Here is a 26061-nt window from a genome sequence, read left to right as displayed (position 1 = left end):
ATGAGCCGTATCTTTGCAGACAACGCGCACTCCATCGGTAATACGCCGCTGGTTCAGATCAACCGTATCGCACCGCGTGGCGTGACCATTCTGGCCAAGATCGAGGGGCGTAACCCGGGTTACTCGGTGAAATGCCGCATTGGCGCCAACATGATCTGGGACGCTGAAAGCACTGGCAAACTCAAGCCGGGCATGACCATTGTCGAACCCACCTCCGGCAACACCGGCATCGGCCTGGCGTTTGTCGCCGCTGCCCGTGGCTATAAATTGCTGCTGACCATGCCGGCGTCCATGAGTATCGAGCGGCGCAAAGTGCTCAAGGCCCTGGGGGCCGAATTGGTGCTGACTGAACCGGCCAAGGGCATGAAGGGCGCTATCGAAAAGGCTGGCGAAATCGTCGCCAGCGATCCGGCCACTTATTTCATGCCGGCTCAATTCGAAAACCCGGCGAATCCGGCGATCCACGAAAAAACCACCGGCCCGGAAATCTGGAATGACACCGATGGCGCCGTGGACGTGCTGGTCGCGGGCGTGGGTACCGGCGGCACCATCACCGGCGTGTCGCGCTATATCAAGAACATTCAGGGCAAGCCGATTCTGTCGGTGGCCGTCGAGCCAATCGTGTCGCCGGTGATCACCCAGGCGCTGGCCGGTGAGGAAATCAAGCCGAGCCCGCACAAGATTCAGGGCATCGGCGCCGGTTTCGTGCCGAAAAACCTCGACCTGTCGATGGTCGACCGCGTGGAACTGGTTACCGACGACGAATCCAAGGCCATGGCACGGCGTCTGATGCAAGAAGAAGGGATTCTGTGCGGCATCTCCTGCGGCGCCGCGATGGCCGTGGCGGTGCGCCTGGCCGAGAAGCCGGAAATGCAAGGCAAGACCATCGTGGTGATTCTGCCGGACTCCGGTGAGCGTTACCTGTCGAGCATGCTGTTCAGCGATTTGTTTACCGAACAAGAAAACCAGGCTTGATGTGAATCAGCGCAGGTAAGCTAGGCCTTCTGCATACTGGCCCAAATGTTTATCATGGCCGGCTGCTACGTCTGCTGTTGGCCAGGCGCTTATTTCCAGGAGTTGCTGCATGACCTTTTCTTTGGCCGCCAAACTGTCGGTGTTGCTGTTGTTTATTGGCAGCACGCTGTATGTGCACCTGCGCGGTAAGGCCCGTTTGCCGATGTTGCGCCAATTCGTCAACCATTCGGCGCTGTTCGCCCCGTATAACGCTTTGATGTACCTGTTCTCGGCGGTGCCGTCCAAACCGTACCTGGACCGCAGCAAGTTCCCGGAACTGGACGTGCTCAAGGACAACTGGGAAGTGATCCGCGAAGAGGCCATGCACCTGTTCGACGAGGGTTACATCCGCGCTGCCGAAAAGAACAACGACGCCGGCTTCGGGTCGTTCTTCAAGAAGGGCTGGAAGCGTTTCTACCTCAAGTGGTACGACAAACCCCTGCCGTCGGCCGAGGCACTGTGCCCGAAAACCGTAGCACTGGTGAGCAGCATTCCTAACGTGAAAGGCGCGATGTTCGCGCTGTTGCCTGGCGGCAGCCACCTCAACCCGCATCGCGACCCGTTTGCCGGCTCGCTGCGTTACCACCTGGGGTTGTCCACGCCGAATTCCGACGCCTGCCGGATCTTTGTTGACGGCGAGGAATACGCCTGGCGCGACGGTGACGACGTGATGTTCGACGAAACCTACGTGCACTGGGTCAAGAACGAAACCGAGCAGACCCGTGTGATTCTGTTCTGCGACATTGAGCGGCCGCTGAGCAACCGCGTGATGACCCGCGTCAACCGCTGGGTCAGCAAGCAGTTGGGCCGCGCGACTGCACCGCAGAACCTGGATGACGAGCGGGTGGGTGGGATCAACCAGGCGTATGCCTGGAGCAAGACGTTCAGTGACACGTTCAGCGGTGTGGTGAAGCAGTGGAAGCGCAAGCATCCCAAGGCGTACCGGATTGCCCGGCCGGTGTTGGCGGTCGTCGTGCTGGTGCTGCTGTGGAAGTGGCTCTTCGGCTAATTTGAAACGCGTTCAAAACGGTGGGAGCTGGCTTGCCTGCGATGGCGGTGGGCCAGCCAGCCTACCTGCAACTGATACACCGCTATCGCAGGCAAGCCAGCTCCCACATTAGATCTCCAGCGTTTGTCAGGAAGCGATTAGCTGGCGCAACACGTAGTGCAATATGCCGCCGGATTTGAAGTATTCCACTTCATTCAACGTATCAATCCGGCACAGCGCCTCTAGCTTCTCTGTACTGCCATCCTCCCGCGTAATCACCAGCGTCAGGTTCATGCGCGGCACGATCTCTGCTTCCGTCAGCCCAAGAATGTCGACCTGCTCCTTGCCCGTCAGCTTCAGCGACTTGCGGTTCTGGTCCAGCTTGAACTGCAGCGGCAACACGCCCATGCCCACCAGGTTGGAGCGGTGAATGCGTTCGAAGCTCTCGGCAATCACGGCCTTCACACCCAGCAGGTTGGTGCCTTTGGCCGCCCAGTCACGGCTTGAGCCTGTGCCGTATTCCTGGCCGGCAATCACCACCAGCGGCGTGGCCGAAGCCTGGTATTTCATCGCGGCGTCGTAGATCGGCATTTTCTCGCCGGTAGGGATGTACAGCGTATTACCGCCTTCCTCGCCGCCGAGCATTTCATTGCGGATGCGGATGTTGGCAAAGGTGCCGCGCATCATCACTTCATGGTTGCCTCGGCGTGAGCCATAGGAGTTGAAGTCGCGTGGCTCCACGCCTTGTTCTCGCAGGTAACGGCCTGCAGGGCTGTCGGTTTTGATGTTGCCGGCGGGGGAGATGTGGTCAGTGGTGACCGAGTCTCCCAGCATCGCCAGCACATTCGCGCCTTTGACGTCCTTGATCACCGGCAGAGGCCCGGAAATATCGTCGAAGAATGGCGGGTGCTGGATGTAGGTGGAGTCTTTCTGCCACACGTACGTCGCGGCTTGCGGCACTTCAATCGCTTGCCACTGTTCGTCACCGGCAAACACTTCGGCGTATTCCTTGTGGAACATCCCCGTGGTGACTTGAGCGACGGCATCGGCGATTTCCTGGCTGGTGGGCCAGATGTCTTTCAGATAGACCGGATTGCCCGCTTGATCGTTACCCAGCGGTTCGCTGCTGATATCGATACGCACGGTGCCGGCCAGGGCATAAGCCACGACCAGGGGCGGTGACGCCAGCCAGTTGGTCTTGACCAGCGGATGCACGCGGCCTTCGAAGTTGCGGTTGCCGGAGAGCACCGATGCTACGGCAAGGTCAGCTTTCTGGATGGCTTTCTCGATCGGCTCGGGCAACGGCCCGGAGTTGCCGATGCACGTGGTGCAGCCGTAACCCACCAAGTCGAAGCCGAGTTTATCCAGATAGTGGGTGAGACCTGCGGCCTTGTAGTAATCAGTGACCACCTTGGAGCCCGGGGCCAGCGAGGTTTTCACCCAAGGTTTTCGGGTGAGGCCCTTTTCTACAGCCTTTTTCGCCACCAGCCCGGCCGCCATCATCACACTGGGGTTGGAGGTGTTGGTGCAGGAGGTGATCGCGGCGATCACCACGGCACCGTTTTTCAGGCGGTAAGTGTGGCCGTCGTATTCGTAGTCGGTTTCGCCCACCAGGTCGGCATTGCCCACGGCAACCCCGCCGCCGCCTTCGCTTTCGAGGCGACCTTCTTCCTTGTTGGTGGGGTTGAACTGCAGGTCGAGGAAGTCGCTGAATGCCTGGCCGACATTTGGCAGCGACACACGGTCCTGTGGGCGTTTTGGCCCGGCGAGGCTGGCTTCGACGCTACCCATGTCCAGCGCCAGGCTGTCGGTGAATACCGGCTCCTGGCCGGCATTGCGCCACAGGCCCTGCGCCTTGGTGTAGGCCTCAACCAGTTTTACGGTTTCCGTAGGTCGGCCAGACAAGCGCAGGTAGTCCAGCGTTACCTCATCCACCGGGAAAAAGCCGCAGGTGGCGCCGTATTCCGGGGCCATGTTGGCAATGGTCGCGCGGTCGGCCAACGGCAGGTCGGCCAGACCATCGCCGTAGAACTCGACGAATTTACCCACCACGCCTTTCTTGCGCAGCATCTGGGTCACGGTCAGCACCAGGTCAGTGGCGGTGATGCCTTCCTTCAATTTGCCGGTGAGCTTGAAGCCGATCACTTCCGGGATCAGCATCGACACCGGCTGGCCGAGCATCGCGGCTTCCGCTTCGATCCCGCCCACGCCCCAGCCGAGTACGCCGAGGCCGTTGATCATGGTGGTGTGGGAGTCGGTGCCAACCAAGGTGTCGGGGAAGGCGTAGGTGCGGCCGTCTTCGTCCTTGGTCCACACGGTGCGGCCGAGGTATTCGAGGTTGACCTGGTGGCAGATGCCAGTGCCCGGTGGCACCACGCTGAAGTTATCGAAGGCGCTCTGGCCCCAACGCAGGAAGGCGTAGCGTTCGCCGTTGCGCTGCATCTCGATGTCGACGTTTTGCTCGAAGGCGTCGGCGTTGCCGAACTTGTCGACCATCACCGAGTGGTCGATCACCAAATCCACCGGCGACAGCGGGTTGATACGCTGCGGGTCGCCACCGGCCTTGGCCACGGCGGCGCGCATGGCGGCCAGGTCGACCACGGCGGGCACACCGGTAAAGTCTTGCATCAACACCCGGGCGGGGCGGTACTGGATCTCACGGTCGGACTGACGCTCCTTGAGCCAGGCGGCAATGGCCTTGAGGTCGGCGCCAGTGACGGTCTTACCGTCTTCCCAGCGCAGCAGGTTTTCCAGCAGCACCTTGAGCGACATCGGCAGCTTATCGAGGTCGCCCAAGCGCTTGGCGGCTTCGGGCAGGCTGAAGTAGTGGTAGGTTTTACTGTCTATTTCAAGAGTTTTAAGGGTACTCAGGCTATCAAGCGATGACATGACACGACTCCTTATGGTCCGCACGGCTACGGACCTGACGGGACGAACAGAGCTATCAACTTAGCCCTGTTTTCATTAGCAGGCTAATAACTGGACTCTATCGTTAAGTCCAAGGTTCCGAACTCCGTTATCATGCGCGGGTTTTCATGACAGGCATTGCGACAGCGCAACGTCGGTTGATTCACCAGGAGAGTTGATGAACACCCTTTTTATGCACTGCCGCCCGGGTTTTGAAAGCGAAGTCTGTTCCGAGATCGCGGACCTTGCCGCGCGCCTGAACGTTTCCGGCTATGCCAAGGCCAAGACAGGCAGCGCCTGCGCCGAATTTGTCTGCACCGAAGAAGACGGCGCTCAGCGCCTGATGCACGGCCAGCGCTTTGCCGAGCTGATCTTCCCAAGGCAGTGGGCGCGCGGGGTATTCATCGACCTGCCGGAAACTGACCGCATCAGCGTGATCCTCGCTCACCTGCAGGGTTTTCCGGTGTGCGGCAGCCTGTGGCTGGAAATGGTCGACACCAACGACGGCAAGGAACTCTCGAATTTTTGCAAAAAATTCGAAGTGCACCTGCGTAAAGCTTTATTGAGCGCCGGCAAGCTGGTGGATGACCCGAGCAAGCCGCGCCTGCTACTGACCTTCAAAAGCGGCCGTGAAGTGTTCATGGGCCTGGCCGAGCCGAACAACTCGGCCATGTGGCCAATGGGCATCCCGCGCCTCAAGTTCCCGCGTGACGCGCCAAGCCGCTCGACCCTCAAGCTGGAAGAGGCTTGGCACCACTTTATCCCCCGCGACCAATGGGACGAGCGCCTGCACGGCGACATGACCGGCGTCGACCTCGGCGCAGCGCCGGGCGGCTGGACCTGGCAGCTGGTCAACCGCGGCATGCTGGTGACCGCCATCGACAACGGCCCCATGGCCGAAAGCCTGATGGACACCGGCCTGGTGCAGCACTTGATGGCCGACGGCTTTACCTTCGTGCCCAAGCAGCCGGTGGACTGGATGGTCTGCGACATCGTCGAGAAGCCTGCGCGTAACGCCGCGCTGCTGGAAACCTGGATCGGCGAGGGGCACTGCCGTGAAGCGGTGGTGAACTTGAAGTTGCCGATGAAGCAGCGTTACGCCGAAGTGAAGCGCTTGTTGGAGCGCATCGAAGACGGTTTCAAGGCGCGCGGCATTCGCGTGGAGATCGGCTGCAAGCAGCTGTATCACGACCGTGAGGAAGTGACCTGCCATTTGCGTCGGCTGGAAACTGCCAAGAAACCCAAGGCCCGCTGATCTCAAGTCGGGCACCGCTCAAAATGTGGGAGCGGGCTTGCCCGCGATAGCGGTATAACAGTCGATATTTATAGTGAATGTGCCCCTTATCGCGGGCAAGCCCGCTCCCACAGGAGAGCGGGTCTGTTTCAGGAGTGATGTATGAATCAGCCCCTCGATTTGCCCGTAGACGCTGTGCTGGATGCCACCGGCCTCAACTGCCCGGAACCGGTCATGATGCTGCACCAGCACATCCGCGACCTGCCGCCTGGCGGCTTGCTCAAGGTGATCGCGACCGACCCGTCCACGCGCCGCGATATCCCCAAGTTCTGCGTGTTTCTTGACCACGAACTGGTGGATCAGCAGGCGCTGGCCGGTACGTACCTGTACTGGATCCGCAAGAAGTCCGCTTAACCCCGCGCCTTGCCTGCGCGAATGCGCCGGCGTGCACTGCGCGCCAGGCGCACCAGCAACATCCCCGCCGCGCAGCTCAGGCCCACGATCAGCCCTTGCCACAAGCCGCTTGGGCCGCTCGGTGCGCCCAGCCAGTCGGTCAGGCCCAGGGCGTAACCCACCGGCAGCCCCACGCCCCAGTACGCGAACAAGGTCAGCACCATGGTCACCCGTGTGTCCTGATAGCCGCGCAATGCGCCGGCCGCCGTCACTTGGATCGAGTCGGAGAACTGGAACAGCGCGGCGAACACGATCAACGTCGAAGCCAAATGAATGACTACCGGGTCCGGGGTGTAGATCGCCGCAATCTGCTCGCGAAACAGCAGCATCAGGCTGCAGGACAGGCAGGCGTAGGCCAGCGCCGTGCCCATGCCAACACCGGCGGCGAAGCGCGCTTCACGCGGTTCCCCACGCCCCAGCGCCTGACCCACGCGCACGGTGATGGCCATGCTCAAGGAGTAAGGGATCATGAACACCATAGAGCTGATGTTCAGCGCGATCTGATGACCGGACACCACCGTGGCCCCCAAGCCGCCAAGCAGCAGGGCGATCACCGCGAAGATGCTCGACTCGGCGAAGATCGCGATGCCGATGGGTAAGCCAATCCCCAATACGCGCTTGATGACCGCCCACTGCGGCCAGTCGAAACGCTTGAACAGTTCGCTGCTCTGGTAGGCCGGGCCCCAACGGCTCCAGACGGCCAGGCCGAGCATCATCGCCCACATCGAAATGGCAGTGGCCCAGCCGCAGCCCACGCCCCCCATGGCCGGCAGGCCAAGGTGACCATAGATGAAGATGTAGTTCAGCGGAATATTCAGTGCCAGGCCGAACAGGCCCATGACCATGCTGGGCAACGTGCGGCCCAGGCCATCACTGAAACAACGCAGCACGTAATACAGCGCAATGGCCGGCATACCGGCGGCGATGCCATGCAGGTAGCCCATGGTGGGCGCGATCAGGTCCGGTTCAACCTTCATCGCATGCAGGATCGGCTCGGCGCAGAGCAGCAGCAGTGCGCCGATAATGCCGACCACCAAGGCCAGCCACAATGACTGACGCACCAATGGCCCGATTTCGCTGTAATGACCCGCACCGTAGCGTTGGGCGACTTTCGGCGTGGTGGCCAGCAGCGTACCGCTCATGAGCAGGTAGACCGGAATCCAGATCGAGTTGCCCAGGCCCACCGCTGCCAGGTCCTGGGGGCTGACGCGGCCGGCCATCACCGCATCGACAAAGCTCATCGCGGTGGTGGCCAGTTGGCCGATCATGATCGGCAAGGCGAGCGTCAGCAGGCCGCCGACTTCCCGGGTGATGCGGACGGGGCGGCTGAGGATGGCGGTGGCAGTGTTCACGTGCAGATGTCCGATCGAGGTAAGCGCAAGGACCGTGGATTCTACGCATTGACGCATCGGTCAGGAAAAAACCTGTGTTAGCGATTTGTAAGCGCGGGCTGCGATGCCTGTACACTGCGGGTCCGCCAAAGGAGCCTGCCATGCTGATTGTTGCCGACGAAAATATTCCGCTGCTCGATGCATTCTTCCAGGGATTTGGCGAGATTCGCCGCGTGCCCGGCCGTTCCATCGACCGCGCTACAGTCGAGCAGGCCGATGTATTGCTGGTGCGCTCGGTGACCAACGTCAACCGTGCCCTGTTGGAGGGCAGCAAGGTGCGCTTTGTCGGTACCTGTACCATCGGCACCGATCACCTGGACCTCGACTACTTCAAGCAGGCCGGCATCCAATGGGCCAGCGCCCCCGGCTGCAATGCCCGTGGCGTTGTGGATTATGTGTTGGGCAGCCTGATGACCCTGGCTGAGATCGAAGGCGTCGACCTCAATCAGCGCACTTACGGCGTGGTCGGTGCCGGTGAAGTCGGTGGGCGGTTGGTGAAGGTGCTCAAGGGCCTGGGCTGGAACGTCCTGGTCTGCGACCCGCCACGGCAGATCGCCGAAGATGGCGATTACGTCAGCCTGGCGCAGATCATCGAGCAATGCGATGTGATCAGCCTGCACACGCCGCTGACCAAATCCGGCAACGGCTCTACCTGGCACCTGCTTGACCGCCAGCGCCTTGAGCAACTCAAACCCGGCACCTGGCTGATCAACGCCAGCCGTGGCGCAGTGGTGGACAACGCCGCCCTGCGCGAGGTACTGCTGGAACGCGAAGACCTGCAAGCGGTGCTGGATGTGTGGGAAGGCGAACCGCAGGTGGATGTCGACCTGGCTGACTTGTGTGTGCTGGCCACGCCGCACATCGCCGGCTACAGCCTGGAAGGCCGGCAGCGCGGCACGGCGCAGATTTATAAGGCGTTCTGTTCGCACTTGGGCCAGGAACCGGGTATTCAACTGAGCGACCTGCTGCCACCGTTGTGGCTGGACGAGGTGCATTTGAATGCATCGACCGATCCGGCCTGGGCGCTGACAACCCTGTGCCGGAGCGTGTACGACCCGCGCCGCGATGATGCGGATTTCCGCCGCAGCCTTGTGGGAACCGTGGAAGAGCAGCGCAAGGCTTTTGACCTGCTGCGCAAGCATTATCCCGCACGCCGAGAGATCGACAGTGTGAAGGTGCGAATCAATGGGGCGTCGACGGCGCTGGCCAGTATTGTTTCCGCATTGGGCGCGCAGACGATTTAAACGCCAATAAAAAACCCGGCCATCTGGGCCGGGTTTGAAAGAGCGTGGCGCTTCAGCCTTGCTGGGCAGGCTTGACTAATTTTTCTTCCAGTTCGCTGCAGGCTTGCTGGATCATCTCTTCGGTGATCTGCACTTCACGGCCCTGGGCGTCGATGTACGAGCAAGGCAACTGCTGCGGCTGGCGGATCACTTCAATGTTGGCATCGCTGCTATTTTGCAAGGTCATGGCCTGTCTCCTCATCAGGTTGTATACCCACTTTAAGACCCCCGCGTGACCGAGCTGTTACAACTTCCTACCCGTTCAGCGGTTCAGACACCCAGTCGACCAGAAACCGATACAAATTTCCAGCCAGGCGTTAGACCGGTAGCCTCTAGGGGCAACATCGCGGGGCATAATTAACCTGACTCATTGTTATTTAGGCAAGTTCCCCCAATGTTGTGGTGTAGATAACTTTATCCCCTCCACAGGTGATGCCCTCCATGTTCTCAGCCCGTCAACGCCGCGCAATTCGCCTGGCCAGCCGTTTCATTGGGCCCTACCGCTGGCAGGCGCTCGGCGCCCTGTTGGCGCTTATCGTCACGGCCGGTATTACCTTGTCCATGGGGCAGGGCATTCGCTTGCTGGTGGACCAGGGCTTCATGACCCAGTCACCGCACCTGCTCAACCAGTCCATTGGACTGTTCATGATCCTGGTACTGGGCCTCGCCGTGGGCACGTTTGCGCGGTTTTACCTGGTGTCGTGGATTGGCGAGCGGGTGGTGGCGGATATCCGTCGGCAGGTGTTCAACCACCTGATCTACCTGCATCCGGGCTTCTATGAGAACAACCGCAGTTCGGAGATCCAGTCGCGGCTGACCACCGACACCACCTTGCTGCAGTCGGTGATCGGCTCGTCGCTGTCACTGTTCCTGCGCAACGCCTTGATGGTCATCGGTGGCATCGTGCTGCTGTTTGTCACCAATCCCAAGCTCACCAGTATCGTGGTGGTGGCGTTGCCGCTGGTGCTGGCGCCGATCCTGCTTTTCGGTCGGCGCGTGCGCAGCCTGTCGCGACAAAGCCAGGACCGCATCGCTGATGTGGGCAGCTATGTGTCCGAGACCCTCGGTCAGATCAAGACCGTGCAGGCGTACAACCACCAGGTGCAGGACGAACAGCGCTTCGCCATGACCGTGGAAGACGCATTCACCACCGCGCGTAAACGCATCACCCAGCGCGCCTGGCTGATTACCCTGGTGATCATGCTGGTGCTCGGCGCCGTGGGCGTGATGTTGTGGGTCGGCGGCATGGACGTCATCAGCGGGCGCATTTCCGGCGGTGAGCTGGCGGCATTTGTGTTCTACAGCCTGATCGTCGGCAGTGCCGTCGGCACCCTGAGCGAAGTGCTCGGCGAATTGCAGCGCGCCGCCGGTGCCGCCGAGCGGATTGGCGAGTTGTTGCAGTCGAGCAACGACATCCAGGCGCCGGCCAGCGGCACTGTCCAATTACCTGAGCGGGTCAGCGGCCGCATGGCGCTACACGACCTGCGCTTTTCCTACCCGTCACGGCCGGACAGCTTCGCCATCGACGGCTTGAACCTGACGATCAATCCCGGTGAGACCCTGGCCTTGGTCGGCCCGTCCGGCGCGGGCAAATCGACGATTTTCGACCTGTTGCTACGTTTCTACGATCCCCAGCAAGGCCGCATCCTGATTGAAGGCCACGCGCTGACCGATCTCGACCCCATGGACCTGCGCCGCCACTTCGCCCTGGTATCCCAGAGCCCGGCGCTGTTCTACGGCAGCGTCGAAGAAAATATCCGCTATGGCAACCCGACGGCCACTTCAGAACACGTCGAAGCCGCCGCGCGCATCGCCCATGCCCACGACTTCATCCTGCAAATGCCCAATGGCTACCAGACCCACCTCGGCGACGGCGGCATGGGCCTCTCCGGCGGCCAACGCCAACGCCTGGCCATCGCCCGCGCGTTGCTGGTGGACGCGCCGATCCTGTTGCTGGACGAGGCCACCAGCGCGCTTGATGCCCAGAGTGAACACCTGATCCAACAAGCGCTGCCGCAATTGATGCAGGGGCGTACCACGTTGGTGATCGCGCATCGCTTGGCGACGGTGAAGAATGCTGACCGGATTGCGGTAATGGACCAGGGCAAGCTGGTGGCGGTAGGTACGCATCAGCAGTTGATTGCGAGCAATCCGTTGTATGCGCGGTTGGCGGCGTTGCAGTTCAGTGATGGGGTGGAAGAGCCTGCTTCACATTAAATCCCGCTGAAAAAAATGCCCGCATCTCTCAATGCGGGCATTTTCATTGTGGCGGGCAAAAAGCGCGCAGCCTCGTTTTACTCGACAGCGCCTACATGACCGGCATTACCGGTCATTGATCATCAAAATACCGCTCATGCCAATCCACCAGCGGCTGGGGTGAATTGAGCTTCTGCCCGTAGATCACCGAATAAGACAGCACGTTCTGCACATACTGGCGGGTTTCGTCGAACGGGATGCTTTCTACCCACACGTCGAAGCTCAAGTGATCGGCACCGCGCAGCCATTGGCGCACGCGGCCGGGGCCGGCGTTGTAGGCGGCGGAGGCGAGGACGCGGTTGCCGTTGAACTGGCTGTGCACCTGGCTCAGGTAAGCCGCGCCGAGCTGGATGTTTTTGTCCGGGTCCAGCACCTGGGCCGGGGAGGCCAGGGGGATGCTGAACTTGCGCGCAGTTTCCTTGGCGGTGCCGGGCATCAGTTGCATCAGGCCGCTGGCGCCGACGCCGGAGCGGGCGTCATCCATGAAGGCGCTTTCCTGGCGAGTGATGGCGAATATCCAGCTCGAATGCAGGCCGCGTACCTTGGCCTCACGCACCAGGGTGTCGCGGTGGGCCATCGGGAAGCGGATGTCCAGGTCGTCCCAGTACTTCGCCTGACTGATGGTACGGATGGCCGGGAAGTACCACTTCATGTCGTAGGCCAGCTTGGCCTGGGTGACCATTTCGTCACGGTTGAAGTGACGGGTGACGTGGTACCACTCGCGGCGGCCATCGACGATCTGGCCGCGCGCATAGAACTCCAGGGCACGGCGCACGCCAGGCGTGTTGCGCACCTTGTTGACCAACGCCTTGCTCATCACCAGTGGCTTGTTGTTCAGCTGGTAGGGCGCCTTGGAGCGGTCAGCGGCGAGAAAACCGTAGAAATCCCGCTCCCGCGACAGGTTCTTGTACAAGACCAGTGCTTGGGGGTTTTTCGGCTCGGCCAGCTCCAGGCTACGGGCCTGCCAGTAGCGCCAGCGGTTGGTGGTCGCCAGGTCTTGTGGGAGTTTGCGAGTCAACTGATAGGCATCTTCCCAGCGGGCCAGGCGCAACAGTAGGCGCAGGCGCCATTCGGAGACGGTGTTGTCGCGCAACTCAGGGTCGTACTTGGTCATTACTTCAAGCGCACGTGGGTCGAAGCGCTTGGCAAGGGTCAGGCCGATCTCTCGAGCGATCGACACTTTTTCGTCACGGGAGAAGTGCATGCTGCTGGCGTAGCCGTCGAGCAGGGTCATGGCCTTGTCCGGATCCTTGCGTGCCAGGCGTCGCAGGCCCAGCCCCACGGCGTCAGACATGGCCTCGGTGGCCGGCAGGAAGCGTGATGGGTCGCTGAGCATGTCGGGCTTTTGCGCCACATCCACCATCAAGCGGCCTTGGACGCCGAGGGTGGGCAGGGTTTTCACCAGGCTGTTGGCCAGTGCGTAGTTGCGCGCTTCGGCGGCGAGCTTGGCGCGGTCCCAGATTTTCTGTTCGGTGAGTTGGCCGTCAGCCGCCCATTGCCCGAAGGTGACATCGCAGGCCGCCGGTCGGGACTTGCCGGTCATCCAGAGTTTTTCGGCAGTCTTGTAGCCTTCGGCTTTCAGATTGTGGGTGAGCTGGTACTGGCCATGCAGGCAGTCCAGTTCGACAAAATTGAGCTTGGCGTCGTAATACTTTTCAAACGTCTGCCAGTCGTCACGTTCGGCCAGCCAACGCAACCAGCGCAGCTTCATCCAGTTGGCCTGGGGCAGGTCGCCGTTTTTGGCGAGGAACTGTTCGATTTCCTGGTTACTCGCGTTTTTCAGGCGGGCGGTCAGTTCGTCGTAGGCCAGGTAGGGCGTCAGCGGATAGTCCGCCAGGGCCTGGCTGTATTGCATGTAGGGTCCGGTATCGCCCTTGGCCAGGGCGCGTTTGGCTTCATCGTAATATTGACGTTGGGTGGTGAGGTCCACGGCCTGGGCGGATTGAGCGGCGGTGGCGGAAAGAAGCAGGCAAGATAAAAAGTTGAAAAGGCGACTGCGCATGAGACGTCCGTGCAGAGAAATCACGACTAGCACCGGCATCGCCGACACTGATTGCCCCTAGCTTAGCCTTTTGCCCGCGACCGTTGAAAGCTTTGCAGGCCGGTTGGATCAAGTTCGTTGGAAATGTCCTACAGAACGTGTCGGCAGCGAAAATGCCAGCCGCATCCCACCCTCAACTCAGGTAGAATGCGCGCCCAGTTTTTGGAGAAGCGTATGACCCTGCTCAAATTCAGCGATGTGTCCCTTGCTTTCGGCGCTATGCCGTTGTTGGACAAGGTGTCCTGGCAGATCGCCCGTGGTGAGCGGGTGTGCATCATCGGCCGCAACGGCACCGGCAAATCCAGCATGATGAAGCTGGTAAAAGGCGACCAGAAGCCCGATGACGGCTCTGTTTGGCGCGCTCCGGGCCTCAAGATTGGCGAATTGCCGCAAGAATTGCCAGTGGCCGACGGACGGACAGTGTTCGACGTGGTTGCCGAAGGCCTGGATGGTGTGGGCGAGTTGCTCGCGCAATACCATCACCTGGCGCAGAACTGTGTCACCGAAGAAGACCTGGACAAGCTGATGCACGTCCAGCAAGACCTCGAAGCCCGTGACGGCTGGCGCTTGCAGCAATTGGTCGACAGCACCTTGAGCCGCCTGCAACTGCCGGCCGACAAGACCCTCGCCGAGTTGTCCGGCGGCTGGCGTCGTCGCGTGTTGCTGGCCCAGGCCCTGGTGTCCGAGCCGGACCTGCTACTGCTCGACGAACCGACCAACCACCTGGACATCGGCGCCATCGCCTGGCTGGAAGAAGCCATCAAGGATTTCCAGGGCGCCGTGCTGTTTATCACGCACGACCGTGCCTTCCTGCAAAGTCTGGCCACGCGCATCCTCGAACTGGACCGTGGCGGCCTGATCGACTGGAACGGCGACTACGCCAGCTTCCTGGTGCACAAAGAGGCCTCTCTGGCGGCTGAAGAAACCGCCAACGCGCTGTTCGACAAAAAACTGGCCCAGGAAGAAGTCTGGATCCGCCAAGGCATCAAGGCGCGCCGCACCCGTAACGAAGGCCGCGTACGCGCCCTCAAAGCCCTGCGCGTTGAGCGCAGCGAGCGTCGTGAGCGCACCGGCAAGGCCAACATCCAGCTGGACACCGCCGACAAGTCGGGCAAGCAGGTAATGGTCCTCGATAACGTGAGCTTCGCGCACCCGGGCGGCCCGTTCCTGATCAAGGACTTCTCGATGGTCCTGGCGCGCGGCGACCGTATCGGTCTGCTGGGTGCCAACGGTACCGGCAAGACCACCTTGCTCAAGCTGATGCTCAATGGTCTGCAGCCGACCAGCGGCAGCGTGGAAGAGGGCACGCGCATCGACGTGGCCTACTTCGACCAGTTGCGCCATCAGTTGGACCTGGAAAAGACCGTGATCGACAACGTCGCCGAAGGTCGCGACTTTATCGACATCGACGGCCAGAGCCGGCACGTACTCAGTTACCTGGGCGACTTCCTGTTCAGCCCGCAACGTGCGCGTACACCCGTGAAAGCCTTGTCCGGTGGCGAGCGTGCGCGCCTGCTGCTGGCCAAGCTGTTCAGCAAGCCGGCCAACCTGCTGGTACTCGACGAACCGACCAACGACCTCGACGTGGAGACCCTCGAGCTGTTGGAAGAAGTCCTGCTGACCTTCAACGGCACTGTGCTGATGGTAAGCCACGACCGGGCATTCCTCGACAACGTGGTCACCAGCACCCTGGTCTTCGAAGGTGAAGGCAAGGTGCGTGAATATGTCGGTGGTTACCAGGACTGGCTGCGCCAGGGCGGCTCGCCGCGTCTGTTGGGCGTGACCGAGAGCAAGTCCGGCAAGGCCGACTTGACCTCTGCCGTCGTTGCTCCGGTGTCCGCTGCTGCACCCGCTCAGGAAGCCGCACCGGCGGCCAAGAAAAAACTCAGCTACAAACTGCAGCGTGAGTTGGAAGCCTTGCCAGCGGATATCGAAGCCAAGGAAAAGCAGATTGCGGCAATAGAAGCAGACATGGCTGACGCGGGTTTCTACCTGCGTCCGGCGGCGGAAACTGCCAAGGTCATCGCTTCCCTGGAAACCTTGAACCAAGAGCTGGAAGTGTTGGTTGAGCGTTGGGCTGAGCTGGACGCCTGAGTGATTCCAATGCATTAAAAAACCCGGTGTTCACTTAGGTGAGCAGCGGGTTTTTTATAGGGGAATACAGTTAAATGTGGGAGCTGGCTTGCCTGCGATAGCAGTCTGTCAGTTGATACACCTGGCGACTGACACACCGCTATCGCAGGCAAGCCAGCTCCCACAGTTGATTTTCAGTGTTCTTAGGAGCTCTTCACCAGTTTCACCGCCAATACATCGCACGGCGCGCCGTGCAGTACATCATTGGCAGTAGAACCCAGCAACAACGCCAAACCGTGCCGGCCATGGCTGCCCACCACGATCAAGTCGCAAGCCTTTTCCTTGGCCAAGTGGTGGATTTCCTGGCGCGGTTGGCCGTATGTCAGGTGGCAGTCTTCCTTTTTCAGGTGCGGGTATTTGAGAATCAAACGGTCCAGGCGCTCCTTGGCCTGGTCAAATTGTTGTTGCTGCAACTGGGAAAGGTCCATCGGCACGTCACCGCCAAAGGCCATGGCCATGGGCTCGACGATATGCACCAGCGACAGTATGGCGCCATTGGCCAACGCAGATTCCTGCGCGCGCTTGATCACCGGATCGCACTCTTCGGTCAGATCGACAGCGACCAGAATATGTTTGTAGGGCATGAGGCGTTCCTCCAAGGGGCTGCAATAAATTCAGTATGGCTGCTTTCAAGCGGATGCGGTTGCGTCAGGTCAAATCCGCTCATCTAGAAATTCGGGAGTACACATATGACGGTCTGGATAGTGGTGTCAATCCTTGTGGTGGTTCTGAGCCCTCTGGCATGGCTGCGCCCGTCGCGCCATCAGAGCGGGCGCATGGCCCTGCGCATGGAGGCGCGCCGCATCGGCCTGGCCATGCAACTGTCGCCCCAGGCGTGGCCGCACTGGCTCAAGCATGAGCCGCCGAGCCCGTGCGCGCAGTATTGCCGGCCACGGCGCGGCAGCACGCCGGCGCTCTGGAGCTATTGGCAGTTGGAACCAGGGGTATGGGTGAATCAGTGGCGTGAAGTGTGCGTCGATGAAAAGCTGTTGCCGTATTTTGCGAAGCTGCCGGACAACGTCTACAAGATCGAGGCCGACAAGCAAATGATCGCCCTGTATTGGGGCGAGAAGGGCGACGCAAGCGTCCTAAAGGAGATTGATACGCTGCTTAAAGCCCTGGCCTGATAAACAGCCGGCCATAAAAAGCCCGACATCTCATCGGGCTGGAGTTGGCCAGGCAGGCCGGTAATCTGTGTTTTCCGCGTCGGATGTTCATCCAGGCGCGTTACGGTTGTCGCTAGCCTAGCGGCATATCCCATTCTGTGCAGCCTTTTCCCGTATGTTTTCTATTATTGATTGAGTGAATAGCTGAATATTGACGGGTTGCGGGTCTATGACTCGGGTTCTGAAATGACTGGAAAGTCGCGTTTTTCCTAGCCTTTCGAGCGATTGACAATTGCCCGGAATTGGATGAAGGTGGCATACCCAAATCAAACGGGCGTATGAATTGAGCGTTTGTCTGTCAGACGACTCATACAGAATCCCGACTATCGCATTGGCGGGTGTGCCTGGCGGATGGGCTTTAACATTGACGAAATCATCAATGCTCACGCCGTTTCGCCAGCGTTCAATGTGTACTGTTCAGCTTCCATATCGTGGAGATCAGTTGATGATTTACGAAGGTAAAGCCATCACGGTTAAGGCTCTTGAAAGTGGCATCGTCGAATTGAAATTCGACCTCAAGGGTGAGTCCGTCAACAAGTTCAACCGTCTAACCCTGAATGAACTGCGTCAGGCCGTAGACGCCATCAAGGCTGATGCATCGATCAAAGGTGTGATCGTCTCCAGCGGCAAGGACGTGTTTATCGTCGGCGCTGACATCACCGAATTCGTCGAGAACTTCAAGCTGCCCGATGCCGAGCTGGTGGCTGGCAACCTCGAAGCCAACAAGATTTTCAGTGATTTCGAAGACCTCAACGTACCGACCGTCGCCGCGATCAATGGCATCGCGTTGGGCGGTGGCCTGGAAATGTGCCTGGCAGCGGACTTCCGCGTCATGTCGGCCACTGCCAAAATCGGCCTGCCTGAAGTCAAACTGGGCATCTACCCAGGTTTCGGCGGCACCGTACGCTTGCCGCGCCTGATCGGTGCCGACAACGCCATCGAGTGGATCGCCGCCGGCAAGGAAAACCGTGCTGAAGACGCGCTGAAAGTCGGTGCCGTCGACGCCGTGGTTGCCCCGGACAAACTGGCCGAAGCAGCACTGAGCCTGATCAAGGGCGCCATCAGTGGCGAGTTTGACTACAAGGCCAAGCGTCAGCCGAAGCTGGAAAAGCTCAAGCTCAACGCCATCGAACAAATGATGTCGTTCGAAACCGCCAAAGGTTTTGTGGCTGGCCAGGCCGGCCCGAACTACCCGGCGCCGGTTGAAGCGATCAAGACCATCCAGAAGGCCGCGAACTTCGGTCGCGACAAAGCCCTGGAAGTGGAAGCGGCAGGCTTCGTCAAACTGGCGAAAACCTCGGCGGCCCAGAGCCTGATCGGCCTGTTCCTGAACGACCAGGAGTTGAAGAAAAAGGCCAAGGCCTACGACGAAATCGCCAAGGACGTGAACCAGGCTGCCGTACTCGGCGCCGGTATCATGGGCGGCGGTATCGCCTATCAATCGGCGTCCAAAGGCACGCCGATCCTGATGAAAGACATCAACGAGCATGGCATCGAGCAAGGCCTGGCGGAAGCCGCCAAGCTGCTGGTCGGCCGCGTGGACAAAGGTCGCATGACCGCCGCGAAGATGGCTGAAGTGCTTAACGGCATTCGTCCTACGCTGTCCTATGGCGATTTCGGCCACGTCGACCTGGTGGTTGAAGCGGTTGTCGAGAACCCGAAGGTCAAGCAAGCCGTACTGGCAGAAGTGGAAGCCCAGGTTAAGGACGACACCATCCTGGCCTCGAACACCTCGACTATTTCCATCAGCTTGTTGGCCAAGGCCCTCAAGCGTCCGGAAAACTTCGTGGGCATGCACTTCTTCAACCCGGTGCACATGATGCCGCTGGTGGAAGTGATCCGTGGCGAGAAATCCAGCGAGCAGGCTGTTGCCACCACCGTTGCCTACGCCAAGAAAATGGGTAAGAACCCGATCGTAGTCAATGACTGCCCGGGCTTCCTGGTCAACCGCGTGCTGTTCCCGTACTTCGGCGGTTTCGCCAAGTTGGTCAGCGCCGGTGTGGACTTTGTGCGCATTGACAAAGTCATGGAAAAATTCGGCTGGCCAATGGGCCCGGCGTACCTGATGGACGTGGTCGGCATCGACACTGGCCACCACGGTCGTGACGTAATGGCTGAAGGCTTCCCGGACCGCATGAAAGACGACCGCCGTTCGGCGATCGACGCGCTCTACGAAGCCAAGCGCCTGGGCCAGAAGAACGGCAAGGGCTTCTACGCCTACGAGGCCGACAAGAAGGGCAAGCAGAAGAAAGTGGCTGACCCGTCGGTGCACGAAGTGCTGGCTCCGGTCATCTACGAACAGCGTGAGGTGTCGGACGAAGACATTATCAACTGGATGATGATCGCCCTGTGCCTGGAAACCGTGCGCTGCCTGGAAGATGGCATCGTCGAAACCGCCGCCGAAGCCGATATGGGCCTGGTGTACGGTATTGGTTTCCCTCCATTCCGTGGTGGTGCGCTGCGTTACATCGACTCGATCGGTGTGGCCGAGTTCGTTGCCCTGGCTGATCAGTACGCTGATTTGGGCCCGCTGTACCACCCGACCGCGAAGCTGCGTGAAATGGCCAAAAATGGCCAGAGCTTCTTCGGTTAAGCGCCCAGACGACTAGAGCGAGAATATTTATGAGCTTGAATCCAAGAGACGTGGTGATTGTCGACTTCGGTCGCACGCCGATGGGCCGCTCCAAGGGCGGCATGCACCGCAATACCCGTGCCGAAGACATGTCGGCGCACCTGATCAGCAAATTGCTGGAACGTAACGTCAAGGTTGACCCGAACGAAGTCGAAGACGTGATCTGGGGCTGTGTCAACCAGACGCTGGAGCAGGGCTGGAACATCGCGCGCATGGCGTCGCTGATGACCCAGATCCCGCACACCGCGGCCGGCCAGACCGTGAGCCGCCTGTGTGGCTCGTCGATGAGCGCGCTGCACACTGCCGCCCAGGCAATTATGACCGGCAACGGTGATGTGTTCGTGGTCGGTGGCGTGGAGCATATGGGCCACGTCAGCATGATGCACGGCGTCGACCCTAACCCGCACATGTCGCTGTACGCAGCAAAAGCCTCGGGCATGATGGGTTTGACTGCGGAAATGCTTGGCAAAATGCACGGCATTACCCGTGAAGCCCAGGACGCGTTCGGCGTGCGTTCCCACCAACTCGCTCACAAGGCGACCGTGGAAGGCAAGTTCAAGGATGAAATCATCCCGATGAACGGCTACGACGAGAACGGTTTCCTGAAATTGTTCGACTATGACGAAACCATTCGCCCGGACACCACCCTGGAAAGCCTGGCGGCCCTCAAGCCTGCCTTCAATCCAAAGGGCGGCACCGTGACAGCCGGTACGTCGTCGCAAATCACCGACGGTGCTTCGTGCATGATCGTGATGTCGGCGCAGCGTGCCCAGGACCTGGGTATTCAGCCGCTGGCCGTGATCCGTTCGATGGCGGTGGCGGGTGTGGACCCGGCGATCATGGGCTATGGTCCAGTACCGGCCACACAAAAAGCCTTGAAGCGCGCAGGCCTGACTATCTCCGATATCGACTTCTTCGAGCTCAACGAAGCTTTCGCCGCACAGGCCCTGCCAGTGCTGAAAGATTTGAAAGTGCTCGACAAGATGAACGAGAAGGTTAACCTGCATGGCGGTGCGATTGCCCTGGGCCACCCGTTCGGTTGCTCCGGTGCGCGTATCTCCGGCACTTTGCTTAACGTGATGAAGCAAAATGGCGGCAACCTCGGGGTTGCAACCATGTGCATTGGTCTCGGCCAAGGCATTTCGACCGTCTTCGAACGCGTTTAAGCGTTGGGTTGACGGAAGCCGGGGCCCAGTGCCCCGGTTTTTGTTTTTTGGAATTTTTAATATTTTTTTTTCAACACATTTTGTAAGAGGGCCAGAGCATGAAAGTCGAACCAGGGCTCTACCAACATTATAAAGGTCCGCAGTACCGTGTTTTTAATGTGGCACGGCATTCCGAGACTGAAGAAGAAGTGGTGTTTTACCAAGCACTGTATGGCGATTACGGCTTTTGGGTGCGCCCATTGAGCATGTTCCTGGAGAGCGTCGAAGTTGACGGCGAGCAGGTCCCGCGCTTTGCTCTGGTCCAGGCCGAACCGAGTCTTTTTTTCGGGCAATAACGGCAGGTCGCGCAGAATGCTGCGCTTGACCTCACCTTGTTGCCACTATATATAGCGTTGCCGCGACAGGCGCCAACTGCCTTTCTTTTCTCGAATTCAGGAATTTTCCGATCCATGGGCAAATCGCTGGTCATTGTGGAATCCCCGGCTAAGGCCAAGACCATCAACAAGTACTTGGGCAACGAGTACGTGGTGAAGTCGAGTATCGGCCATATCCGAGACCTGCCCACCAGCGGTTCGGCTAGCGCCAGCAAGGAGCCTGCCGCCAAGCGCGGCAAGGCGGCCGCGGGCGAAGGTCCGGTGCTCACGCCTAAAGAGAAAGCGCGCAAGCAACTGGTCTCGCGCATGGGTGTGGACCCGGATCATGGCTGGAAGGCCAAGTACGAAATCCTTCCAGGCAAGGAAAAGGTCATTGAGGAGCTGCGCCGGCTCGCCAAGGATGCTGACACCATCTATCTCGCGACGGACTTGGACCGCGAAGGGGAAGCCATTGCCTGGCACCTGCGGGAAGCCATCGGCGGTGATGACAGCCGCTACAAGCGCGTGGTGTTCAACGAAATCACCAAGAAAGCCATCCAGGAAGCCTTCTCCAAGCCGGGCGAGCTGGATATCGACCGCGTCAACGCCCAGCAGGCCCGGCGTTTCCTCGACCGCGTCGTGGGCTATATGGTCTCGCCGCTGCTGTGGGCGAAGATCGCCCGTGGCTTGTCCGCTGGCCGTGTGCAATCGGTTGCGGTAAAGCTGGTGGTGGAGCGTGAGCGCGAAATCCGTGCGTTCAACCCCGAAGAGTATTGGGAAGTGCACGCCGACCTCGGCACTGCCAAGGGCGCCAATGTGCGCTTTGAAGTGGCCCGTGAGAAAGGCGAGGCCTTCAAGCCGCTGAACGAAGCCCAGGCCATGGCCGCGCTGGAAAAGCTCAAGGCTTCCAGCTACAGCATCGTCAAGCGTGAAGACAAACCGACCAGCAGCAAGCCGTCGGCACCGTTCATCACCTCCACCCTGCAGCAGGCCGCGAGCAACCGCCTGGGCTTTGGCGTGAAGAAAACCATGATGATGGCCCAGCGTCTTTACGAGGCCGGCTACATCACTTATATGCGTACTGACTCCACCAACCTGTCGCAAGACGCGGTGGCCATGGCGCGTACTTATATTGAAACCGAGTTCGGCAAGAAGTACCTGCCGGAGAAGCCGAACGTCTACAGCAGCAAGGAAGGCGCACAGGAGGCTCACGAAGCGATTCGTCCTTCCGACGCCAACACTGAGCCGAGCAAGCTGAGCGGCATGGAGCGCGACGCTGAGCGCCTCTACGAGCTGATCTGGCGCCAGTTCCTGGCGTGCCAGATGCTGCCGGCGCAATACCTGTCCACCACCGTGAGCGTGGGCGCTGGTGACTTCGAGCTGCGTGCCAAGGGGCGTATCCTCAAGTTCGACGGCTATACCCGTGTGATGCCGCAGATCGCCAAGCCTGGCGATGACGACGTGCTGCCGGATATGGCTCAGGGCGATACGCTGAAGCTGATCAAGCTCGACCCGTCCCAGCATTTCACCAAGCCGCCGGCGCGTTATTCGGAAGCCAGCCTGGTGAAAGAGATGGAGAAGCGCGGTATCGGTCGTCCTTCGACCTATGCAGCGATCATCTCGACCATCCAGGACCGTGGCTACGTTGCGCTGCATAACCGTCGTTTCTACTCGGAAAAGATGGGCGATATCGTCACTGAGCGCCTGTCCGAGAGCTTCTCGAACCTCATGGACTATGGCTTCACCGCCGGCATGGAAGAGAACCTCGATGACGTGGCCCAGGGCGAACGTGACTGGAAAAATGTGCTGGACGAGTTTTACGGCGACTTCAAGAAGAAGCTCGAAGTAGCAGAAAGCCCTGAGAGCGGCATGCGCGCCAACCAGCCTGTGATGACCGACATCCCGTGCCTGACCTGCGGCCGCCCGATGCAAATCCGTACGGCGTCCACTGGCGTGTTCCTCGGTTGCTCGGGCTACAGCCTGCCGCCGAAAGAACGCTGCAAGGCCACCGTTAACCTGGTGCCAGGTGATGAAATCGCGGCCGACGATGAGGGTGAATCCGAGTCGTTGGTACTGCGTGGCAAGCACCGTTGCCCGATCTGCAGCACGGCGATGGACGCCTACCTGCTGGACGAGAAACACAAGCTGCACATCTGCGGTAACAACCCGGATTGCAACGGCTACGAGATCGAAGAGGGCACTTACCGCATCAAGGGCTACGAGGGTCCGAGCCTGGAATGCGACAAGTGCGGCAGTGAGATGCAGCTCAAGACCGGCCGTTTCGGCAAGTTCTTCGGTTGCACTAACCCGACCTGTAAGAACACCCGCAAACTGCTGAAAAGTGGTGACGCGGCGCCGCCGAAGATGGACCCGGTGAAGATGCCTGAACTCAAGTGCGAGAAGGTCAACGACACCTACATCCTGCGTGACGGCGCTTCGGGGCTGTTCCTGGCTGCCAGCCAGTTCCCGAAAAACCGCGAGACCCGTGCGCCGCTGGTGCTGGAGATCGTGCCGCACAAGGATGAGATCGACCCTAAGTACCACTTCCTGTGTGAAGCGCCGAAGAAGGACCCGGATGGTCGCCCAGCCGTGATCCGCTACAGCCGCAAGACCAAGGAGCAGTACGTGCAGTCGGAAGTGGACGGCAAACCGACCGGCTGGAAAGCATTCTACGACGGCGGCAAGTGGAAGGTCGAAGACAAGCGCCAGGGCGCTTGATCGACTGATCCGCTAACGACCAAGGCCGCCTGCACAGGCGGCCTTTTTTTGCGCTTGCAGTGCGCTTGGCTGATCCGTAACACTGTTAAGCCAGCATCACGCTTATTCGTTGTGGAGACTGCCGCATGGCCAACGAACTCTATACCCGTACCAATCAGAAAATTTACTTCGCGGGTTTGTCCCTGGAAGCCCTTGGCCGTGCCGAGGAAGGGAAGGAGATGAATGCCATTGCGCTCGTCCAGGCGGGGCGTGAAGCCGCGTTGTTCCACCTGTACGGTGCCTTGTTGGGGCTGTGCCATGAAATCGCCGGGTTTTACCGTCTGCCCCAGGCCGGTTCGCCGCGCGCAGAAATGATCATTAACCGCGACGTGCTCGACACAATGGCGATCCCGGAACTGGCCGAGCTGGTGGAAATGGCGCAAAGCCCCGACAGCTGGATCGCGCGCTTGCTCAAGGCGCATGCCGACATGTTCCAGCCGCCGCGTGTTCCCCACGTTCCCAAGGGTGACGTGACCCAGCCGCTGATCGTAGCGGTGGCAGTTGAAGAGAACGAACCCAAGCCGTTGAGCCGGGAAGAGTTGGAAGGCTGGCGCCAGGAGCTAAAAAAACTGGCGCTGCGCTATCGCGAAGGCCTGAGCGAGTGCTGAGAGGGCTCGATTAAAATATGGGAGCGTTGAGCTGCCGCTCCCACATTCGAATCGAGTCAGCTCTGCACCGTTCATCAAGCCGTAAAGAAACCTGTCCAGATCGTCAGCGGGGTTGGGTGGATGACTGATATAATTCCCGTCTTTCGTGGAGAACAGACTTTTATGCCGACGTCCTTTCTGGAAATTGTTGAGTTGCCTGACGGCCGAATCGAGCTGCGCCGGGCTGAGGACGAAGGTTCTCTGGTTATTCTGGATTTTTCCGAGGACGCCAAGGTGTTCCTGCAGGGCCAGCACGTGGAAGTGGCTAAAGCCATGTTGAGCGTGGGTGTACAGATGGCAGGTCGCTTGGCTGAAGGCGAACCGGAGAAAGAAGATGGGCCGCGGGTGCTTCACTGAGTCCCGGCGTTGTAGTGAGCGAGCTTGCTCGCGCAGGGCTGCGAAGCGGTCCAAAAACCGGCCACCGTAGAATATCTGATATATCGCACCAATCTATTTAGGGCCGCTTCGCAGCCCATCCCGGGCGGTGCGACGATTCGACAAGCCCGCTCACTACACACGCCCTTCTATCAAAGGGCTGCGCGACATTTATCCCAATCGAATATTCAAGCTCTGCGCATCGCCAACGCGTGCCGCACTGATCAACTGTTGCTTGGCGGTAGCGTTCAACGGATTCAACCAGCTCACCACCGTATGGCTACGGCCCAGGCGCAAGGCTTCGCAGGTCAACTGCTGGGCACTTTGCGCACCGCGCGGTTGCAGTAACAGGATGCGCTCGCGGTTGAGGCCGGCGTCCCGCAACCAGGTCTGGGTCAGGCTGGCCGGCGGAGCGATCAGCGTCAGCCAGCGGGCGTCCTGCTCTTCGCTCAATTCGCGCAGGATCGGCGCCAGCAGGCTCAGGCAACTCCCCGCCGCACCGCGCAACGACAATTCACTGAACGCCTCAGGCTCGGCGCTCCAAGGCGCCTCGACCGTTTCCTTGAGGATGGGCGCAAGGGGTTGGGCCATGAAGGCCTCGAACAGCGACAGTTGTGTGTGTTGTGGGGTGTGGATGAGCTGCATGGTGCCTCCTTTAGCGGCGAATGACGCCGACGCTCAAGCCTTCAATCACCAGGTCCTGATCTTTCAGGTTCACTTCAATCGGGGCGAACTCAGGGTTCTCGGCCAGGAGCCAGACCTTGCTGCCTTCGCGCTTGAAGCGTTTGACGGTGACTTCATCGCCGATACGGGCGACGACGATCTGGCCATTACGGGCTTCGCGGGTGGTGTGAACGGCCAGCAGGTCGCCGTCGAAGATGCCCACGTCCTTCATGCTCATGCCATGGACCCGCAACAGGTAATCGGCGCGAGGATGGAAGAAGGTCGGGTTGATGTTGCAAGATTCCTCGACGTGCTGCTGCGCCAGGATTGGCGCACCGGCGGCGACGCGACCGATGATCGGCAGGGTCGATTCGTCGGCCTTGGCTTCGAAGCCAGGGATGCGAATACCGCGTGATGCACCCGGAGTCATCTCGATCGCGCCTTTGCGAGCGAGGGCCTTAAGGTGTTCTTCGGCGGCGTTGGGGGACTTGAACCCCAGTTCCAGCGCAATTTCCGCTCGCGTCGGCGGGTAGCCGTTGTCATCGAGGCAGCGCTTGATAAAAGCCAGAATCTCAGCTTGGCGTGGCGTCAGTTTTAGCATG

General features: G+C 60.0%; 21 protein-coding genes. 14 read left to right on the top strand and 7 right to left on the bottom strand.

What is annotated here, in order from left to right:
- Positions 1 to 975, top strand: a complete 975-nt coding sequence (cysK, locus tag AACY30_RS11545; RefSeq protein WP_339414883.1) for a cysteine synthase A — start codon at positions 1 to 3, stop codon at positions 973 to 975.
- Between the two features lie 109 nt (positions 976 to 1084).
- Positions 1085 to 2023 carry an aspartyl/asparaginyl beta-hydroxylase domain-containing protein gene (locus AACY30_RS11540; protein WP_339471173.1) on the top strand — a complete coding sequence of 313 codons (939 nt, stop codon included), beginning with the start codon at positions 1085 to 1087 and terminating at the stop codon, positions 2021 to 2023.
- 126 nt (positions 2024 to 2149) lie between these two features.
- Here AACY30_RS11540 and acnA read toward each other — a convergent pair whose 3' ends face one another.
- Positions 2150 to 4891 (bottom strand): aconitate hydratase AcnA, encoded by a 2742-nt coding sequence (gene acnA, locus AACY30_RS11535; protein WP_339540342.1) that lies wholly within the window; start codon positions 4889 to 4891, stop codon positions 2150 to 2152.
- A 196-nt stretch (positions 4892 to 5087) separates the two neighbouring features.
- Here acnA and rlmM point away from each other — a divergent pair, with 196 nt between their 5' ends.
- Both rlmM and tusA read left to right on the top strand, forming a co-directional pair.
- Positions 5088 to 6164, top strand: a complete 1077-nt coding sequence (rlmM, locus tag AACY30_RS11530) for a 23S rRNA (cytidine(2498)-2'-O)-methyltransferase RlmM (RefSeq protein ID WP_339471171.1) — start codon at positions 5088 to 5090, stop codon at positions 6162 to 6164.
- Positions 6165 to 6305: 141 nt separating this feature from the next.
- Positions 6306 to 6557: a sulfurtransferase TusA gene (tusA, locus tag AACY30_RS11525; protein WP_339414879.1), complete on the top strand. Its 252-nt coding sequence runs from the start codon at positions 6306 to 6308 to the stop codon at positions 6555 to 6557.
- Here the strand turns inward: tusA and AACY30_RS11520 are convergent.
- Positions 6554 to 7948 carry an MATE family efflux transporter gene (locus AACY30_RS11520; RefSeq protein ID WP_339471170.1) on the bottom strand — a complete coding sequence of 465 codons (1395 nt, stop codon included), beginning with the start codon at positions 7946 to 7948 and terminating at the stop codon, positions 6554 to 6556. The genes tusA and AACY30_RS11520 overlap by 4 nt on opposite strands.
- A 140-nt stretch (positions 7949 to 8088) precedes the next feature.
- Between AACY30_RS11520 and pdxB the strand changes: the two genes are divergently transcribed.
- On the top strand, positions 8089 to 9231 hold the full coding sequence (gene pdxB, locus AACY30_RS11515) for a 4-phosphoerythronate dehydrogenase PdxB (RefSeq protein WP_339540341.1): 1143 nt from the start codon (positions 8089 to 8091) through the stop codon (positions 9229 to 9231).
- Between the two features lie 52 nt (positions 9232 to 9283).
- Here the strand turns inward: pdxB and AACY30_RS11510 are convergent, their stop codons facing one another.
- Entirely contained in the window at positions 9284 to 9457 is a 174-nt protein-coding gene (locus AACY30_RS11510; protein ID WP_339414876.1) for a PA1571 family protein, read from the bottom strand.
- Between the two features lie 245 nt (positions 9458 to 9702).
- On the opposite strand from AACY30_RS11510, the gene AACY30_RS11505 reads away from it, so the two are divergent.
- Positions 9703 to 11487 (top strand): ABC transporter transmembrane domain-containing protein, encoded by a 1785-nt coding sequence (locus AACY30_RS11505; RefSeq protein WP_339437152.1) that lies wholly within the window; start codon positions 9703 to 9705, stop codon positions 11485 to 11487.
- Positions 11488 to 11599: 112 nt separating this feature from the next.
- Here AACY30_RS11505 and AACY30_RS11500 read toward each other — a convergent pair whose 3' ends face one another.
- Positions 11600 to 13528, bottom strand: a complete 1929-nt coding sequence (locus AACY30_RS11500; protein ID WP_339540340.1) for a transglycosylase SLT domain-containing protein — start codon at positions 13526 to 13528, stop codon at positions 11600 to 11602.
- A 213-nt stretch (positions 13529 to 13741) separates the two neighbouring features.
- Between AACY30_RS11500 and AACY30_RS11495 the strand changes: the two genes are divergently transcribed.
- The gene (locus AACY30_RS11495; protein ID WP_339540339.1) at positions 13742 to 15661 is read left to right on the top strand and encodes an ATP-binding cassette domain-containing protein; all 1920 of its coding nucleotides are present in this window, start codon (positions 13742 to 13744) and stop codon (positions 15659 to 15661) included.
- A gap of 182 nt (positions 15662 to 15843) precedes the next feature.
- Here the strand turns inward: AACY30_RS11495 and AACY30_RS11490 are convergent, their stop codons facing one another.
- The gene (locus tag AACY30_RS11490) at positions 15844 to 16284 is read right to left on the bottom strand and encodes a universal stress protein (RefSeq protein ID WP_049709433.1); all 441 of its coding nucleotides are present in this window, start codon (positions 16282 to 16284) and stop codon (positions 15844 to 15846) included.
- A gap of 105 nt (positions 16285 to 16389) precedes the next feature.
- Between AACY30_RS11490 and AACY30_RS11485 the strand changes: the two genes are divergently transcribed.
- The 7 genes from AACY30_RS11485 (at position 16390) to AACY30_RS11455 (ending at position 24778) form a co-directional block, all read left to right on the top strand.
- Positions 16390 to 16827: a hypothetical protein gene (locus AACY30_RS11485; RefSeq protein WP_339414873.1), complete on the top strand. Its 438-nt coding sequence runs from the start codon at positions 16390 to 16392 to the stop codon at positions 16825 to 16827.
- 484 nt (positions 16828 to 17311) lie between these two features.
- Entirely contained in the window at positions 17312 to 19459 is a 2148-nt protein-coding gene (gene fadB, locus AACY30_RS11480; RefSeq protein WP_339471158.1) for a fatty acid oxidation complex subunit alpha FadB, read from the top strand.
- 29 nt (positions 19460 to 19488) lie between these two features.
- Positions 19489 to 20664 (top strand): acetyl-CoA C-acyltransferase FadA, encoded by a 1176-nt coding sequence (gene fadA / locus AACY30_RS11475; protein WP_026136849.1) that lies wholly within the window; start codon positions 19489 to 19491, stop codon positions 20662 to 20664.
- Between the two features lie 98 nt (positions 20665 to 20762).
- A complete protein-coding gene (locus AACY30_RS11470; protein ID WP_339414871.1) occupies positions 20763 to 20999 on the top strand; it encodes a DUF1653 domain-containing protein in 237 nt (78 codons plus the stop codon).
- A 114-nt stretch (positions 21000 to 21113) separates the two neighbouring features.
- Positions 21114 to 23735, top strand: a complete 2622-nt coding sequence (gene topA, locus AACY30_RS11465) for a type I DNA topoisomerase (RefSeq protein ID WP_065874836.1) — start codon at positions 21114 to 21116, stop codon at positions 23733 to 23735.
- Between the two features lie 125 nt (positions 23736 to 23860).
- On the top strand, positions 23861 to 24382 hold the full coding sequence (locus tag AACY30_RS11460; protein WP_339471154.1) for a DUF6586 family protein: 522 nt from the start codon (positions 23861 to 23863) through the stop codon (positions 24380 to 24382).
- A gap of 162 nt (positions 24383 to 24544) precedes the next feature.
- Positions 24545 to 24778: a hypothetical protein gene (locus AACY30_RS11455; protein ID WP_010212068.1), complete on the top strand. Its 234-nt coding sequence runs from the start codon at positions 24545 to 24547 to the stop codon at positions 24776 to 24778.
- Positions 24779 to 24967: 189 nt separating this feature from the next.
- Here AACY30_RS11455 and sulA read toward each other — a convergent pair whose 3' ends face one another.
- Positions 24968 to 25441 (bottom strand): SOS-induced cell division inhibitor SulA, encoded by a 474-nt coding sequence (gene sulA / locus AACY30_RS11450; protein WP_339540338.1) that lies wholly within the window; start codon positions 25439 to 25441, stop codon positions 24968 to 24970.
- Positions 25442 to 25451: 10 nt separating this feature from the next.
- Positions 25452 to 26060 carry a transcriptional repressor LexA gene (gene lexA, locus AACY30_RS11445; protein WP_003172575.1) on the bottom strand — a complete coding sequence of 203 codons (609 nt, stop codon included), beginning with the start codon at positions 26058 to 26060 and terminating at the stop codon, positions 25452 to 25454.
- Position 26061: the final 1 nt, after the last annotated feature.

Origin of the sequence: Pseudomonas sp. RA_5y_Pfl1_P24 (assembly GCF_963970945.1) — a bacterium.
Taxonomy (GTDB): domain Bacteria; phylum Pseudomonadota; class Gammaproteobacteria; order Pseudomonadales; family Pseudomonadaceae; genus Aquipseudomonas; species Aquipseudomonas tritici.
The sequence above is the reverse complement of the archived record's forward strand: the minus strand, read 5'-3'. Positions and strand labels throughout refer to the sequence as shown.

Bases quoted from the DNA above. Each gene is read 5' to 3' on its own strand.
- AACY30_RS11485 (WP_339414873.1), top strand. From the start codon at position 16,390: ATGACGGTCTGGATAGTGGTGTCAATCCTTGTGGTGGTTCTGAGCCCT.
- AACY30_RS11540 (WP_339471173.1), top strand. From the start codon at position 1,085: ATGACCTTTTCTTTGGCCGCCAAACTGTCGGTGTTGCTGTTGTTTATT.
- AACY30_RS11495 (WP_339540339.1), top strand. From the start codon at position 13,742: ATGACCCTGCTCAAATTCAGCGATGTGTCCCTTGCTTTCGGCGCTATG.
- acnA (WP_339540342.1), bottom strand. From the start codon at position 4,891: ATGTCATCGCTTGATAGCCTGAGTACCCTTAAAACTCTTGAAATAGAC.
- AACY30_RS11470 (WP_339414871.1), top strand. From the start codon at position 20,763: ATGAAAGTCGAACCAGGGCTCTACCAACATTATAAAGGTCCGCAGTAC.
- cysK (WP_339414883.1), top strand. From the start codon at position 1: ATGAGCCGTATCTTTGCAGACAACGCGCACTCCATCGGTAATACGCCG.
- fadA (WP_026136849.1), top strand. From the start codon at position 19,489: ATGAGCTTGAATCCAAGAGACGTGGTGATTGTCGACTTCGGTCGCACG.
- tusA (WP_339414879.1), top strand. From the start codon at position 6,306: ATGAATCAGCCCCTCGATTTGCCCGTAGACGCTGTGCTGGATGCCACC.
- pdxB (WP_339540341.1), top strand. From the start codon at position 8,089: ATGCTGATTGTTGCCGACGAAAATATTCCGCTGCTCGATGCATTCTTC.
- topA (WP_065874836.1), top strand. From the start codon at position 21,114: ATGGGCAAATCGCTGGTCATTGTGGAATCCCCGGCTAAGGCCAAGACC.
- AACY30_RS11500 (WP_339540340.1), bottom strand. From the start codon at position 13,528: ATGCGCAGTCGCCTTTTCAACTTTTTATCTTGCCTGCTTCTTTCCGCC.
- lexA (WP_003172575.1), bottom strand. From the start codon at position 26,060: ATGCTAAAACTGACGCCACGCCAAGCTGAGATTCTGGCTTTTATCAAG.
- AACY30_RS11460 (WP_339471154.1), top strand. From the start codon at position 23,861: ATGGCCAACGAACTCTATACCCGTACCAATCAGAAAATTTACTTCGCG.
- fadB (WP_339471158.1), top strand. From the start codon at position 17,312: ATGATTTACGAAGGTAAAGCCATCACGGTTAAGGCTCTTGAAAGTGGC.
- AACY30_RS11455 (WP_010212068.1), top strand. From the start codon at position 24,545: ATGCCGACGTCCTTTCTGGAAATTGTTGAGTTGCCTGACGGCCGAATC.
- rlmM (WP_339471171.1), top strand. From the start codon at position 5,088: ATGAACACCCTTTTTATGCACTGCCGCCCGGGTTTTGAAAGCGAAGTC.
- AACY30_RS11505 (WP_339437152.1), top strand. From the start codon at position 9,703: ATGCCCTCCATGTTCTCAGCCCGTCAACGCCGCGCAATTCGCCTGGCC.
- AACY30_RS11510 (WP_339414876.1), bottom strand. From the start codon at position 9,457: ATGACCTTGCAAAATAGCAGCGATGCCAACATTGAAGTGATCCGCCAG.
- AACY30_RS11490 (WP_049709433.1), bottom strand. From the start codon at position 16,284: ATGCCCTACAAACATATTCTGGTCGCTGTCGATCTGACCGAAGAGTGC.
- sulA (WP_339540338.1), bottom strand. From the start codon at position 25,441: ATGCAGCTCATCCACACCCCACAACACACACAACTGTCGCTGTTCGAG.